Annotated in this window: 12 protein-coding genes; 1 reads left to right on the top strand and 11 read right to left on the bottom strand. The window is 69.2% G+C overall.

The window, feature by feature from the left end; genetic code table 11:
- Nucleotides 1-16: 16 nt before the first annotated feature.
- Genes gmhB through glyQ form a run of 3 tightly spaced genes read right to left on the bottom strand, consistent with a single transcriptional unit; the run spans nt 17 to nt 3,717 of the window.
- Nucleotides 17-580: a D-glycero-beta-D-manno-heptose 1,7-bisphosphate 7-phosphatase gene (gmhB, locus tag SB771_RS06395; RefSeq protein WP_006751479.1), complete on the bottom strand. Its 564-nt coding sequence runs from the start codon at nt 578-580 to the stop codon at nt 17-19.
- Nucleotides 581-590: 10 nt separating this feature from the next.
- A complete protein-coding gene (gene glyS / locus SB771_RS06390) occupies nt 591-2,690 on the bottom strand; it encodes a glycine--tRNA ligase subunit beta (RefSeq protein ID WP_175660389.1) in 2,100 nt (699 codons plus the stop codon).
- A 22-nt stretch (nt 2,691-2,712) separates the two neighbouring features.
- A complete protein-coding gene (gene glyQ / locus SB771_RS06385; protein WP_006477868.1) occupies nt 2,713-3,717 on the bottom strand; it encodes a glycine--tRNA ligase subunit alpha in 1,005 nt (334 codons plus the stop codon).
- A 344-nt stretch (nt 3,718-4,061) separates the two neighbouring features.
- Between glyQ and SB771_RS06380 the strand changes: the two genes are divergently transcribed.
- Nucleotides 4,062-5,699, top strand: a complete 1,638-nt coding sequence (locus SB771_RS06380) for a tetratricopeptide repeat protein (RefSeq protein WP_175660388.1) — start codon at nt 4,062-4,064, stop codon at nt 5,697-5,699.
- A 16-nt stretch (nt 5,700-5,715) separates the two neighbouring features.
- Here the strand turns inward: SB771_RS06380 and lnt are convergent, their stop codons facing one another.
- The 8 genes from lnt to SB771_RS06340 form a co-directional block, all read right to left on the bottom strand.
- Nucleotides 5,716-7,404 (bottom strand): apolipoprotein N-acyltransferase, encoded by a 1,689-nt coding sequence (lnt, locus tag SB771_RS06375; protein WP_175660387.1) that lies wholly within the window; start codon nt 7,402-7,404, stop codon nt 5,716-5,718.
- A gap of 52 nt (nt 7,405-7,456) precedes the next feature.
- Nucleotides 7,457-8,344 (bottom strand): HlyC/CorC family transporter, encoded by an 888-nt coding sequence (locus SB771_RS06370; protein ID WP_006755523.1) that lies wholly within the window; start codon nt 8,342-8,344, stop codon nt 7,457-7,459.
- A 301-nt stretch (nt 8,345-8,645) separates the two neighbouring features.
- Nucleotides 8,646-8,795: a hypothetical protein gene (locus tag SB771_RS06365; protein WP_175656321.1), complete on the bottom strand. Its 150-nt coding sequence runs from the start codon at nt 8,793-8,795 to the stop codon at nt 8,646-8,648.
- Nucleotides 8,796-8,851: 56 nt separating this feature from the next.
- The gene (locus tag SB771_RS06360) at nt 8,852-9,484 is read right to left on the bottom strand and encodes a gamma-glutamylcyclotransferase (RefSeq protein ID WP_011657874.1); all 633 of its coding nucleotides are present in this window, start codon (nt 9,482-9,484) and stop codon (nt 8,852-8,854) included.
- 14 nt (nt 9,485-9,498) lie between these two features.
- Nucleotides 9,499-10,284 (bottom strand): rRNA maturation RNase YbeY, encoded by a 786-nt coding sequence (gene ybeY / locus SB771_RS06355; protein WP_175660386.1) that lies wholly within the window; start codon nt 10,282-10,284, stop codon nt 9,499-9,501.
- Between the two features lie 152 nt (nt 10,285-10,436).
- Complete coding sequence (locus SB771_RS06350) at nt 10,437-11,483, bottom strand: PhoH family protein (RefSeq protein ID WP_011657872.1); 1,047 nt, start codon at nt 11,481-11,483, stop codon at nt 10,437-10,439.
- A gap of 33 nt (nt 11,484-11,516) precedes the next feature.
- On the bottom strand, nt 11,517-12,890 hold the full coding sequence (gene miaB, locus SB771_RS06345) for a tRNA (N6-isopentenyl adenosine(37)-C2)-methylthiotransferase MiaB (protein WP_175660385.1): 1,374 nt from the start codon (nt 12,888-12,890) through the stop codon (nt 11,517-11,519).
- 277 nt (nt 12,891-13,167) lie between these two features.
- The gene (locus tag SB771_RS06340) at nt 13,168-14,100 is read right to left on the bottom strand and encodes a LysR family transcriptional regulator (RefSeq protein ID WP_011657870.1); all 933 of its coding nucleotides are present in this window, start codon (nt 14,098-14,100) and stop codon (nt 13,168-13,170) included.
- Nucleotides 14,101-14,115 lie beyond the last annotated feature (15 nt).

Genomic DNA, 14,115 nt, shown 5'->3' with positions numbered 1-14,115 from the left:
GCGCGCGGCGGCCGCATCACTCGTGTTCGTGTGAAAGGAAGTCGAGCGCGAACGCGCGCAGGTCGTCGTGGACCTTCGTGCCGTCCGGCAGATTGCCCGCGGCGAGCGTCTTCTTGCCCTTGCCGGTCAGCACGAGGTGCGGCCGGAAGCCGACCGCGACGGCGGCCTGCAGGTCGCGCAGCGAATCGCCGACGGCCGGCGTGTGACCGGGATCGATCTCGAAGCGCTCGGCGATCATCTGCATCATGCCGGGTTTCGGCTTGCGGCACTCGCAACGATCTTCCGCCACGTGCGGGCAGAAGAACACCGCGTCGATGCGCGCGCCGACCGCGGCCGCCGCGCGATGCATCTTCTGGTGCATCTCGTTGAGCGCGGCCATGTCGAACAGCCCGCGGCCGATGCCGGACTGGTTGGTCGCGACGACCACGCGATAGCCTGCGTGGTTGAGCCGTGCGATCGCCTCGAGGCTGCCGGGCAGCGCGATCCATTCGTCGGGCGTCTTGATGAACGCGTCCGAATCGACGTTGATCACGCCGTCCCGGTCGAGGACGACGAGCTTGCGGTTGGGGCTGATCGGCATCGTGCGGCCTTTATGCGGCGAGCTTCGAGATGTCGGCGACACAGTTCATCTGCTGATGCAGCGCGAACAGCAGCGCGAGACGGTTGGCGCGCAGCGCGGGATCCTCGGCGTTGACCATCACGTCGTTGAAGAACGTATCGACCGGTGCGCGCAGCGCGGCGAGCGCCGACAGCGCGCCCGTGTACGCACGTGCCTCGAGCTGCGACTGCACGTGCGGCGTCACGGCCGCGAGCTGTTCGTGCAGCGCCTTTTCGGCGGCCTCGACGAGCAGCGTCGGCTGCACCGTGCCGTTCGCGCCGCCTTCCGACTTCTTCAGGATGTTCGAGATCCGTTTGTTCGCGGCCGCGAGCGCTTCGGCTTCCGCGAGAAGCGTGAATTCGCGCACCGCGTCGAGGCGCGCGACGAGATCGTCGACGCGCGTCGGGTTCAGGCTCAGCACGGCGTCGACTTCGCCGGCCGAGTAGCCGCGTTCGCGCAGCAGGCCGCGCAGGCGGTCCATGAAGAACGCGAAGATCGCGTCGGTCGATTCGGCGACGCCCGGCACGCCTTCGAAGCGCGCATGGGCCGTGCGCAGCAGCGCCACGAGATCGAGCGGCAGCTGCTTCTCGAGCAGCAGGCGCAGCACGCCGAGCGCGTGGCGGCGCAGCGCGAACGGATCCTTTTCGCCCGTCGGTGCGAGGCCGATGCCCCAGATGCCGACGATCGTCTCGAGCTTGTCGGCCAGCGCGACGGCGGTCGACACCGGCGTGGTCGGCAGCGCGTCGCCGGAGAAGCGCGGCTGGTAGTGCTCGGCGCACGCGAGCGCGACGTCGTCGGGCTCGCCGTCGTGACGCGCGTAGTACGTGCCCATCGTGCCCTGCAGTTCCGGGAACTCGCCGACCATGTCGGTCAGCAGGTCGGCCTTCGCGAGGCGCGCGGCGCGCTTCGCATGCGCGGCGTCGGCGCCGATCGCGGGCGCGATCTCGCCGGCCAGCGCCTCGAGGCGCTCGACGCGCGCGAGCGCCGAACCGAGCTTGTTGTGATAGACGACGTTCGCGAGCAGCGGCACGCGGTCGGCGAGCGGCTTCTTCTTGTCCTGCTCGAAGAAGAACTTCGCGTCGGCGAGGCGCGGGCGCACGACGCGCTCGTTGCCTTCGATGATCTCGCCCGGCGTCTTCGTGTCGATGTTCGACACGATCAGGAAGCGCGAGCGCAGCTTGCCGCCGACGTCGGTCAGCGCGAAGTACTTCTGGTTCGTCTGCATCGTGAGGATCAGGCATTCCTGCGGCACCTGCAGGAATTCGTCCTCGAAGCGGCACGGATAGACGACCGGCCATTCGACCAGCGACGTCACTTCGTCGAGCAGCGCTTCGGGCATCACGACCGTGTCGCCGTTCGCGTGTTCGTTCAGCTGCGTGCGGATCGTTTCGCGGCGATCGGCGAAGTGCGCGATCACGCGGCCCTTGTCGCGCAGCGTGTCGGCATACGCGTGCGCATGCTGGATCGCGACGAGGCCGTCGGACAGGAAGCGGTGGCCGAGCGTGGTGTCGCCGGCGTCGATGCCGAACGCGGTCACGGGCACGACGCGATCGTCGTGCAGCACGGTCAGGCGGTGCACCGGGCGCACGAACTTCACGTCGGTGCCGTCCGGGCGCTGGTAGGTCATGAACTTCGGGATCGGCAGCTTCGCGAGCGTTTCGTCGAGCGCGGCCTGCAGGCCGTCGGCGAGCGTCGCGCCGGCTGCCGAGTAATTGACGAAGAACGCTTCGGCCTTGCCGTCCTGCGCGCGCTCGAGATCGGCGATCGACAGGTTCGGGTGACCGAGCGCCGCGAGCTTCTTCGCGAGCGGGGCCGTCGGCTTGCCTTCGGCGTCGAGCGCGACCGAGACGGGCAGGACCTTTTCGCGGACCTGCTTTTCAGGCGCGACGGCGCGCACGTTCTGCACGACGACGGCGAGGCGGCGCGGCGTCGCGTAGCGTTCGAACACGAGTTCGCCTTCGACGAGGTCGCGCGCCGCGAGGCGTTGCGCGAGACCTTCGGCGAATGCGTCGCCGAGGCGCGCGAGGGCCTTCGGCGGCAGCTCTTCGGTCAGCAGTTCGACGAGCAGGGGGGCGGGATGGTTATGCGTCATGTGTGGAATCAATCTCGTCTCGTCAGTCCTGATCGATCTTGCGTTCGACCTTGAGCGGCGGCGCCCATGCCGGCTGCGCGGCGTCCTGGGCGTCGGTGGTGAGGCCCGGCACGCCCGGCGGGTTGCCGAGCATCGGGAAGCCGAGCTTCTCGCGCGAGTCGTAGTAAGCCTGCGCGACGAGACGCGACAGCGCGCGGATGCGGCCGATGTAGGCCGCGCGTTCGGTGACCGAGATCGCGCCGCGCGCATCGAGCAGGTTGAACGTGTGGCCGGCCTTCAGCACGAGTTCGTACGCGGGCAGCGCGAGCTGCGCGTCGATCATCTTCTTCGCTTCCGCTTCGTAGCTGTTGAAGAACGTGAACAGCAGGTCGACGTTCGCGTGCTCGAAGTTGTAGGTCGACTGCTCGACCTCGTTCTGGTGGTAGACGTCGCCGTACGACAGGCGGCGCAGCTCGGGGCCGTTCGGGCCTTGCTCTTCCCACTCGGTCCAGACCAGGTCGTACACGTTCTCGACCTTCTGCAGGTACATCGCGAGGCGCTCGAGGCCATACGTGATTTCGCCGAGCACCGGCTTGCATTCGAGGCCGCCGACTTCCTGGAAATACGTGAACTGCGTGACTTCCATCCCGTTCAGCCACACTTCCCAGCCGAGGCCCCACGCGCCGAGCGTCGGGTTCTCCCAGTCGTCCTCGACGAAGCGCACGTCGTTCTGCTTCAGGTCGAAGCCGAGCGCTTCCAGCGAGCCGAGGTACAGGTCGAGGATGTTTTCCGGCGCCGGCTTGAGCACGACCTGGTACTGGTAGTAATGCTGCAGGCGGTTCGGGTTCTCGCCGTAGCGGCCGTCCTTCGGGCGGCGCGACGGCTGCACGTACGCGGCGCGCCACGGCTCGGGGCCGACCGCGCGCAGGAACGTGTGGACGTGCGACGTGCCCGCGCCGACTTCCATGTCGATGGGCTGGAGCAGAGCGCAACCCTGCTTGTCCCAGTAGGACTGCAGCGTCAGGATGATTTGCTGAAACGTAAGCATGAAGAGCCTTCGTGGCGCTGGCGCTCCGTTGCGAACGGCGCTCCGGGCGGAGCCCGGAGGGTCGGCTCGCGCGGCGGCGCGGCTTGTTAGTGTGCTGAAACGCGTAATTTTACCGGATCGGCGACCGGATGCGGCCGGAACGCCGACGAAGGGCTGTCGGCGGTGTTCCGGCGACCCGTGCGAAGCCGGTGCGCGGGGTGCCGGCGCGCGCGTCGCGCTCGCTTGTGCGGCGTCGCGATGCGCGTGTCGCGTCGGCGGCCGCAGCGCTTTGCGCGGGCGTTAAGATGCACGTATTGCGGCGCGCGCGACGCGTGCCGCGTGACCGATTGCCCACTCCGGACCGCATGGACGATTCGAACGACTTCCTCATTCCGCTGATCCCGCCGCTGCTCGCCATGCTCGGGCAGGCCGCCGACGCGCACGCGCGCGGCGAGCACGATGCGCACGCGCTGTGGCTTGCCGCCGCCGGCCATCTGCACGCGGTCGACATGGCCGCGCTCGCGCAGCTCACGTCGGCGCTCGTCGCGCGACAGCGCGCGGCCGACGCGCTCGCGCTGGCCGAATGCGCGGTGCGCGTGCATCCGGGCGCCGGTGCCCGTTTCAATCACGGCTACGTGCTGCAGATGCTCGGCCGTCACGCCGACGCCGTCGCGCCGTATCGCGCCGCCTATGCGCTCGATCCGCGCTGGCCGTCGCTGCGCAACAACCTCGCGATCGCGCTGCGGCTGTCGGGCGGCGATCGCAACGAGGAAATCGCGCTGCTCGACGCGGCCGTCGAGGCCGATCCGCACGATGTGCAGGCGTGGATCAACCTGGTCGTCGCGCGGCTCGCGGCCCAGGACCTCGACGGCGCGCTCGCGTGTGCGGCGCGGCTTGCGCAGATCGCGCCCGACAATGCGCTCGCGCTGAACAACATCGCGATGGCGATGAAGGAAGCGCAGCGCTGGGACGACGCCGAGCGCTACGCGGCGCGCGCGTGCGAGCTGGCGCCCGACGACGCATCGTTCCGTTTCAATCTCGCGATCATCCAGCTCGTGCGCGGCAACTACGCGGCCGGCTGGCGCGGCCACGAGGCGCGCTGGGACGGTGCGGGCGAGCTGCGCGGCCGCCGGCCCGCGCTGCCGGGCCCGCGCTGGCAGGGCGAGCCGCTCGCGGGCAAGACGCTGCTCGTGTGGGGCGAGCAGGGGCTCGGCGACGTGCTGCAGTTCGCGCGCTTCGTCGCGCCGCTCGCCGAGCGCGTGCACCGCGAGGGCGGCCGGCTCGCGTGGAACACGTTTCCGCAGGTGGGCACGCTGATGCAGCGCAGCCTCGGTGCGCATGCGGACGCGTTCAGCGCGGGCGGCAGCGTCGACGAACTGCCCGCCTTCGACTACGAAGTGCCGTTGATCGGGCTGCCGCTGATGCTCGGGATGGAGACGTCGACGCTCGGCGAGTCGGTGCCGTACCTGCATGCCGACCGCCACGCGCGCGACGCGTGGCGCGCGCGGCTCGCGGGCGATGGCCGGTTGAACGTCGGGCTCGTCTGGACGGGCAGTGCGGGACACCAGCGCAATCCGTTCCGGCGCGTCGGGCTCGATCGCTATGCCGATGCGTTTCGCGGTATCGACGGCGTCACGTTCCATTCGCTGCAGCCGGGCGCGGATGCGGATGTCGCCGCGGCGCGCGCGGCCGGTTTCGCGATCAAGGACTACACGGCCGAACTGAAGAGTTTCGACGATACGGCCGCGTTCATCGGCGCGCTGGATCTGGTGATCACGGTGTGCACGTCGGTCGCGCATCTGGCCGGCGCACTGGGCGCACGCACCTGGGTGCTGCTCGACGTGAATCCGCACTGGCCGTGGCTGCTCGAACGCACCGACAGCCCGTGGTATCCGACCGCCACGCTGTACCGGCAGCCGACGTTCGGCGCATGGGCGCCGGTCATGGCGGCGCTCGGGCGGGATCTGCGCGGCCTGGCCGCGCAGGCGAAGCGGCCGGCCTGAGCGGCCGGCCGAGGCGTCACAGGTCGGGGTCGTCGCCGGCCTTCGAACCGTTGCGGCGGCGCAGGCCCGGCCCGAACGTGAAGCCGAACGCGAGCAGCACCAGCGATACCGCGAGCACGACGTTGTTGCCGCTCGTCACGTACGGCGTGAAGCCGCTCGTGCCTTCGATCCGCAGGTCGAGCGAGCCGATCGTGAACGGTTTCAGCTGGCCGAGCACGCGGCCGCGCGCGTCGATCGCGGCCGTCATCCCGGTATTGGTCGCGCGCAGCATCGGCCGGCCCGTCTCGAGCGCACGCATCCGCGCGATCTGCAGGTGCTGGTCGAGCGCGATCGTGTCGCCGAACCACGCGAGGTTCGTCACGTTGACGAGCACACCGGGCGGCTGCGGGTTGTCGCGGATCGTCGCGGCGATTTCCTCGCCGAACAAGTCCTCGTAGCAGATGTCGGCCATCACCGGCTGGTTGTGCACGAGGAACGGCTTCTGCACCGGCGCGCCGCGCGCGAAGTCGCCGAGCGGCATCTTCATCAGGTCGACGAACCACCGGAAGCCCCACGGGATGAATTCGCCGAAGGGCACGAGATGGTGCTTGTCGTAGTGATAGATGTCGCGCGAATGCGGCGTCACGCCGTACAGGCTGTTCGTGTAGTCGACGTAACGGCCTTCGGGCGTGACCGACGCGCCGACGGCGCCGAACAGCACGGCCGAGCCCGTCGTGTCGCTGAACGTGCGGATCGCGACGGCGAACGGCTCGGGCAGCTCCTGGATCATCACCGCGATCGCGGTCTCCGGCGTGACGATCAGGTCGGCGGGCTTCTCGACGATCATCTGCTGGTACATCTTGATCGCCGCGTCGATGCCCGCCTGCTCGAACTTGATGTCCTGCTTCACGTTGCCCTGCAGCAGCCGCACGCTGAGCGGCGCGTTCGCGGGCACGGTCCACGTGGCCTGCGACAGCCCGATGCCGGCCGCGACGAGCGCGACGGCGACGCCGGCCGGCGCGGCGATGCGGATGCGTGCGTTGCCGTCGGTGTGTTCAGGAGCGGGCGACCGGCGCGCGGCGACGAGCGCCTGCACGACCAGCGCGGCGAACAGCGCGAGCACCCAGCCGATCCCGTACACCCCGACCACCGGCGCGAAGCCCGCGAACGGGCCGTCGACCTGCGCATAGCCGCTCGCGAGCCACGGAAAGCCGGTCAACACGGTGCCGCGCAGCCATTCGCCGAGCGCCCACGCGCTCGCGAATGCGAACGCGCCGTGCCAGGTCGGCGAGAACGGCCGCGGGTCGGCGTCGCGGCGATGCCACGCATGGCCCGCGCAGAACGACCACAACCCGGCCGAGAACGCCGGGTACAGCGACAGGTACAGCGAGAACAGCACCAGCGCGCCGCCCGCGAGCGGTGCGGCCATCTCGCCGTACACGTGCATGCTGATGTAGAGCCACCACACGCCGGTGATGAAGTTGCCGAAGCCGAACGCGCCGCCGGTAAGCGCGGCGCCGCGCCAGCTCGACGTGCGCGTCAGCTGCGCGAAAAACCAGACGAATACGACGAGCTGCAGCCAGCCGCCGTGCGGGGTCGGTGCGAAGCCGAGCGTATTGGCCGCGCCGGCGAGCAGCGCGGCCGGATAGTGCCAGCGCGGCAGCGCGCGGCCGGGCGCCGGCGCGAGAAGGCCGCCAGCCGGGCGGGACGGGATCGGATCGTCCATGTGAAGCGAAAGGGGGCGAGCGGTTGAAGGAGACGCGGGCGGCGCGAGACGGTCAGTCTTCGTGCGAGGTTTCGGCGCGGCGGCTCGCGTGCGGGTTGCGGCGCACCAGCAGCACGTGGACCTGGCGCGCATCGCCGCGCTGGATCTCGAACACGAGGTTGCCGAGCTGCAGCTTCTCGCCGCGGTGCGGCACGCGGCCGAAATGATGGGTGATCAGCCCGCCGATCGTGTCGACTTCGTCGTCGGGGAAGTCGGTGCCGAACGATTCGTTGAACTGTTCGATCTCGGTGAGCGCGCGCACGCGGTAGCGGCCGTCCGGCCCCGAGATGATGTTGCCGGCCTCTTCGTCGAAGTCGTATTCGTCCTCGATGTCGCCGACGATCTGTTCGAGCACGTCCTCGATCGTGATCAGGCCCGCGACGCCGCCGTATTCGTCGACGACGATCGCGAGGTGGTTGCGGTTCACGCGGAAGTCGTGCAGCAGCACGTTCAGGCGCTTCGATTCGGGGATGAACACGGCGGGGCGCAGCATCCCGCGCACGTCGAATTCCTCTTCGGCATAGAAGCGCAGCAGGTCTTTCGCGAGCAGCACGCCGATCACGTTGTCGCGGTTCTCCTCGAACACGGGGTAGCGCGAGTGCGCTTTCTCGAGGACGAACGGGATGAAGTCTTCAGGCTTGTCGGCGATGTTGATCGCGTCCATCTGCGCGCGCGGCACCATGATGTCGCGGGCGCACAGGTCGGACACCTGGAACACGCCTTCGATCATCGACAGCGAATCGGCGTCGATCAGGTTGCGTTCGTGGGCGTCCTGGAGGATTTCCAGCAGCTCGGTCCGGGATTCCGGCTCGGGCGAGATGAAGTCGGTCAGGCGCTCGAGCAGCGAGCGCTTTTCTTGCGGTTTGTCGGTGAGCTTACGACTGGGATACGAATCGTTCATGGTGGTGCGCCCGGGTCATGCCGGGGCGCGCGGTCACGGAGTAGGCAAGGATACACCAAGGGCATGGCGCGGCCGTGTCACCCCGGCCGTCCGGCCGGGGACACGCGGCGCGCGCGGGCCCCGCTCGGGAACGGCCGCGCCGGGCGCCGCCGTCCTTCGTCTCCATCCTATCCCAGAACGACGCGCCGGGGCAGCGGCGGCAAAAAAGCGGGGCGCAACGGCGACCGGCCGGTCGGTCGGTGCCGGCGACATTTCGTCGCGGCTCGGGCGGGCCGGGGCGGCTCGCGCAGGCTCCGGAAATTCAGAAGCGCATGCCGGCCGAACAGCCGCCGCCCGCCGCGCCGTTGGTCGCGGCGCCGCCGCAGCCCAGGACGCCGCAGCCGGACAGCGCGACACTCGCGGCGACGAGCAGCGCGGCCAGTGCGCCGCGCGATCCGCGTGACGGTTTCATCGGCATGGCGCCTCCATTCGCGTGCATGGACGTGGCGCAATCCCGCCTGTCGAACGTCACCGGCATCGCGCGAGCAGCCCTTCCAGCGCGCGATCGGGGATGCCGCTCGCACGCAGCGCCTCCACGGTGCGGCTCACATAGTCGAGCGTCGTGCCGTAGCGGCCGGCCGCGCAGCCGAACACTTCCTTCACGACGGGGTCGGTCAGCTTGCCCGTGTAGGCCGGCGCGTCGCGGCGCATCACGAAGGCCAGCGCGTTCACGCGTTCGCCGGTCTCGAGCGAGCACGGCAGCCACGCGGGCCGGTACGAGCCCATCGGCATCTCGCGTTTCCACAAGGTTTCGAGATGCGGCTGCGCGGTCGGGCCGGCGAGCCGGAATGCGATGCCCGAGCACGAGCCGCCGCGATCGAGCGCGAGCACGAGGCCCGGCCGTTCGGGCGTGCCGCGGTTCACGCGCGACCACAGGTAGAGCCCGCGATGGTAGCCGTGCACCTTGCCGCGCACGGCGGCGACGGTCGGCAGCCCGGGGTTCCAGATCAGCGAGCCATAGCCGAACAGCCAGAGATCCTGCTGGCCGTCCCAGTCGCGCATCGTGTGCGCGAGCGACGCCGCGAGCTCGTCTTGCGTCAGCAGCCGTCCCTCGCCGATCGACGGCGGGTAGGCGGGCGGCAGCATTGCGGCGTGGCGCATGGCGCGGACGGCTCTTACTGGTACGGGTTCGGGAAGCCCAGCTTCGCGAGGATGGCGACTTCGAGCGCTTCCATTTCGGCGGCGTCTTCTTCGCTCGTCTCGTGATCGTAGCCCTGCGCGTGCAGCGCGCCGTGCACCAGCAGGTGCGCGTAGTGGGCCGCGAGCGGCTTGCCCTGTTCCTGCGCTTCCTTCTCGACGACCGGGCAGCACAGCACGAGGTCGCCGATCACGGTGCCGTCGGGCAGCGGATCGTACGCGAAGGTCAGCACGTTGGTCGGGTAGTCCTTGTGGCGGTAGCCGTCGTTCAGCGTGCGGCCTTCTTCCTCGCCGACGAAGCGCACGGTGAGCTGCGCGCTCGAGAACAGCGCCGGCTCGATCCATTCGGCGATCAGCTTGCGCTTGGGGCACGCCTTGCGGACGTCGCCGGTGACTTCGTCGCCGTACTGCACGGACAGGTCGAACTCGAGCTCGCGCGGCTCGTCCGCCATTTCCGCGATTTCCTCATCGCGCGGCGCGGGTTCGGCGCCGACGTGCAGGGTCACGCTGTCGTAATGCTCGGGCTGCAGCGCGAGCTTCGCGCGCATCGCCGGATCGTTGTGCTGCGCGACGATCGCGACGGCCGTGTCGCCCGAGCTGCCCGACAGGTCGAACATCAGGCTGCGGCCATCCGGGAAGTCGATTCGCAGCCCTTGCGCGGCGACGGTCCGGGCCTTGCCCTTCGCATCGAACAGCGAAACACGGGGGGAATCGGGCGCGGCGGACTGGTCGCGCCCGGACTTGCGAGAACAGGAAGATTTCATGACGGGTGCGGCGATTGGAACGCGTTGAGGATACACCAAACGGCCGATCGCTCCCGAATTCGCACCAGCCGCGTGCGGGCGAAAAAAAGCCCGGCGCGCCGTCGGGCGGGCCGGGCCGTGGGCCGGTGCGGTGCGCGGGCGCAGCCCGTGCGTCACACGTCCTTGTGCTGCGCGTGGAAGTCGTCGTACGCCTCGACGATGCGCGCGACGAGCGGATGACGCACGACGTCGACGCTCGTGAAGCGCGTGAGCGCGATGCCGCGCACGCCGCCGAGCACTTGCTGCGCCTCGACCAGGCCGCTCTTGTGCCCGCGCGGCAGGTCGACCTGGCTCGTGTCGCCGGTCACGACGGCCTTCGAGCCGAAGCCGATCCGCGTGAGGAACATCTTCATCTGCTCGGGTGTCGTGTTCTGCGCCTCGTCGAGGATGATGAACGCATGGTTCAGCGTGCGGCCGCGCATGTACGCGAGCGGCGCGATCTCGATCATCTGGCGCTCGAACATCTTCGCCGTCTTGTCGAAGCCGAGCAGGTCGTACAGCGCGTCGTACAGCGGCCGCAGGTACGGGTCGACCTTCTGCGCGAGATCACCCGGCAGGAAGCCGAGCCGCTCGCCGGCCTCGACGGCAGGCCGCGTCAGCACGATCCGCTTGACCTGGTCGCGCTCGAGCGCGTCGACCGCGCATGCGACCGCGAGGTAGGTCTTGCCGGTGCCGGCCGGCCCGATGCCGAACGTCACGTCGTGCGACAGGATCTGCTTCAGGTATTCGCGCTGAGCGGGCGTGCGCCCGCGCAGGTCGGCGCGCCGCGTGTACAGCTTCGGCCCAGGTTCCTCCTCGGGCCCCGCGTCGTCGAGCTGCACGGCCGGTTCGTCGAACGGATGGTCCGGGTCGCCGCGAAAGCGCACGTCGAGCGTGTCCTGGCGGCCGTTGCCGGCGGTGTGACGCACTTCGACCAGCGCGAGCTGGATATCGTCGACCGACAGCGGATCGCGCGAGCGGTTGTAGAAGTTCTCGAGCGCCGCGAGCGCGAGCTTCGCGCCGCGCCCGCGGATCGTGATCCGGTGGCCGCGCCGCGCGAGCGTGACGTCGAGCGCCTGTTCGATCTGCCGCAGGTTCTCGTCGAGCGGGCCGCAGAGGTTGGCGAGGCGCGCGTTGTCTTCGCGCGGCGCGGTGAATTCCAGTGCTTGGACGGTCTTCAAAGTAGCGTCGGGCTCCTGTCGGGCGTCAGTCGGTCAGTGGGTGGCCGCGCTCGCGTCGTCGCTCACGAGCAGCAGCTCGCCGCGCAGCGAATGCGGGTACGCATGGTTGATCTTCACGTCGATCATCTGGCCGATCAGGCGCGGGTGCGACGCGAGCGGTGCCGGGAAATTCACGACCCGGTTGTTCTCGGTGCGGCCCGACAGTTCGTTCGGATCCTTGCGCGACGGGCCCTCGACGAGGATCCGCTCGACCTTCCCGACCATCGACCGGCTGATGCGCGCGACGTTTTCCTCGATGGTCGCCTGCAGATGTTGCAGGCGTTTGAGCTTGACCTCGCGCGGCGTGTCGTCGTGCAGGTTCGCGGCCGGCGTGCCGGGGCGCGGGCTGTAGATGAACGAGAAGCTGGTGTCGTAGCTCATCTCGTGCACGAGCGCCATCATCTTGTCGAAATCCTCCTCGGTCTCGCCGGGGAAGCCGACGATCATGTCGGTCGACAGCGACAGGTCGGGGCGGATCGCGCGCAGCTTGCGGATCACCGACTTGTATTCGAGCACCGTGTAGCCGCGCTTCATCGCCATCAGGATGCGGTCGGAACCGTGCTGCACAGGCAGGTGCAGGTGGCTCACGAGCTTCGGCACCTTCGCGTAGGTGTCGATCAGGCGCTGCGTGAATTCCTTCGGGTGCGACGTCGTGTAGCGGATGCGCTCGATGCCGGGGATGTCGGCGACGTAATCGATCAGCGTCGCGAAATCGGCGATTTCCGTCGAGCCGGCCGTCAGCGCGCCGCGGTACGCATTCACGTTCTGGCCGAGCAGCGTGACTTCGCGCACGCCCTGGTCGGCGAGGCCGGCCACTTCGGTCAGCACGTCGTCGAGCGGGCGCGACACTTCGTCGCCGCGCGTGTACGGCACGACGCAGTAGCTGCAGTACTTCGAGCAGCCTTCCATGATCGACACGAACGCGCTCGGCCCCTCGACGCGCGCGGGCGGCAGGTGGTCGAACTTCTCGATCTCGGGGAACGAGATGTCGACCTGTGCACGGCCGCTCGCGCGGCGCTGGTCGATCATCTGCGGCAGGCGGTGCAGCGTCTGCGGGCCGAACACGAGGTCGACGTACGGTGCGCGCGACACGATTGACGCGCCTTCCTGGCTGGCGACGCAGCCGCCGACGCCGATCAGCAGGCCCGGCTTCGCTTCCTTCAGCTCGCGCACGCGGCCGAGGTCGGAGAACACCTTTTCCTGCGCCTTCTCACGCACCGAGCACGTGTTGAACAGGATGATGTCCGCGTCTTCCGGGGTATCGGTCTTTTCGAGGCCTTCGGCCGCATTGAGCACGTCCACCATCTTGTCCGAGTCGTACTCGTTCATCTGGCAGCCGAAGGTCTTTACGTAAACTTTTTTCGTCATGGGGATTCGCCGTTCGCAGTGGTTGACCTGGGGGCGTCGTCAAGGGTGTATCGGGACGGCTGCAGCGGTGCAGCGGCTCGTGCCGGCGCCGCATGGCGGACCGGGGCGCGCTGTGCGCGTCGAGCGAGCCTGTCGTGCACGCGTGAAAAGCCGTCGGGCAAGCCTTCCATTATAGCTTTACGAGCCGTCCCGGGCGGGCGGCGGGTTGCGGCCGCGCGACGCCATTCGTCGCGCTCCGACCCTGATAGGGCGGCGCACGCGAGCGTCGCTCTCGGCGTCAGCGGCACGCATTCAGCAGGTCGTCGAGCGCCGCTTCCTCGCGCGCGAAGCGTTCGGCGAGGAAGTCGAGCAGCACGCGCACGCGCGGCGCCATGTAGCGCTTGCTGTGATAGATCGCGTGCAGCGGCGCGTCCTGGTGCCGCCAGTCGGGCAGCAGCACGCGCAGCCGGCCGGCGCGCACGTCGTCGGCGATGTCCCACAGCGACTTCAGCGCGATGCCGTGGCCGCGCAGCGTCCATTCGCGGGTGAGGCCGCCGTCGTTGGTCTCGAACGCGGTCGACACCGGCACCGTGTGCGTCTGGACTTCGTCGCCGCGCGTGAAGCGCCACGTGTTCATCGGCCCCGACGCGATCGTGATCACGTTGCAGGGAAAGCGGGCCAGATCGTGCGGATCCGCCGGCACGCCGTGGCGCGCGACGAACGACGGCGCCGCGCACAGCACGCGCCGGTTCGCGGCGAGCCGGCGCGCGATCAACGCGCCGTCGGGCGGCGCGGCGAAGCGGATCGCGAGGTCGATTTCGTCCTGCCACAGGTTCGACGCCGAATCGGACGCCGTCAGCGAGAACGTGACGCCCGGATGCAGCGTGGTGAATTCGTCGAGCCAGTCGAGCAGCTGGTTGCGGCCGAAATCGGACGTCGACGACAGCCGCACCTTGCCGGCCACCACGTTGCGACCTTCCTGCAGCAGCGCGTGTGCGTCGTCGAGCGCCTGCAGCGCCTGCCGGCAGCAGTTCAGGTAGAGCCGGCCTTCGTCGGTGAGCCGCAGCTGCCTGGTCGAGCGCTCGAACAGTCGCGTCGCGACCTTGGCCTCGAGCTTCGCGAGGCGCGCGCTCGCGGCGGCCGGCGTGAGGTTCAGCTTGCGCCCGGCCGCGGACAGGCTGCCCAGTTCCGCCGCTTCGACGAATAGCCGGATGTCGCCCAGTCGATCCATTGGATTTTCCAGAAT

It is taken from the genome of Burkholderia sp. SIMBA_051, assembly GCF_046534915.1.
Taxonomy (GTDB): domain Bacteria; phylum Pseudomonadota; class Gammaproteobacteria; order Burkholderiales; family Burkholderiaceae; genus Burkholderia; species Burkholderia ambifaria.
This window is presented reverse-complemented; position numbering and strand designations above follow the sequence as displayed.

Excerpts from the sequence above, each read along its gene's own strand:
- SB771_RS06360 (WP_011657874.1), bottom strand. The coding sequence starts at position 9,484 with ATGCGCCACGCCGCAATGCTGCCGCCCGCCTACCCGCCGTCGATCGGC.
- SB771_RS06380 (WP_175660388.1), top strand. The coding sequence starts at position 4,062 with ATGGACGATTCGAACGACTTCCTCATTCCGCTGATCCCGCCGCTGCTC.
- SB771_RS06365 (WP_175656321.1), bottom strand. The coding sequence starts at position 8,795 with ATGAAACCGTCACGCGGATCGCGCGGCGCACTGGCCGCGCTGCTCGTC.
- glyQ (WP_006477868.1), bottom strand. The coding sequence starts at position 3,717 with ATGCTTACGTTTCAGCAAATCATCCTGACGCTGCAGTCCTACTGGGAC.
- lnt (WP_175660387.1), bottom strand. The coding sequence starts at position 7,404 with ATGGACGATCCGATCCCGTCCCGCCCGGCTGGCGGCCTTCTCGCGCCG.
- ybeY (WP_175660386.1), bottom strand. The coding sequence starts at position 10,284 with ATGAAATCTTCCTGTTCTCGCAAGTCCGGGCGCGACCAGTCCGCCGCG.
- gmhB (WP_006751479.1), bottom strand. The coding sequence starts at position 580 with ATGCCGATCAGCCCCAACCGCAAGCTCGTCGTCCTCGACCGGGACGGC.
- glyS (WP_175660389.1), bottom strand. The coding sequence starts at position 2,690 with ATGACGCATAACCATCCCGCCCCCCTGCTCGTCGAACTGCTGACCGAA.
- SB771_RS06370 (WP_006755523.1), bottom strand. The coding sequence starts at position 8,344 with ATGAACGATTCGTATCCCAGTCGTAAGCTCACCGACAAACCGCAAGAA.
- miaB (WP_175660385.1), bottom strand. The coding sequence starts at position 12,890 with ATGACGAAAAAAGTTTACGTAAAGACCTTCGGCTGCCAGATGAACGAG.
- SB771_RS06340 (WP_011657870.1), bottom strand. The coding sequence starts at position 14,100 with ATGGATCGACTGGGCGACATCCGGCTATTCGTCGAAGCGGCGGAACTG.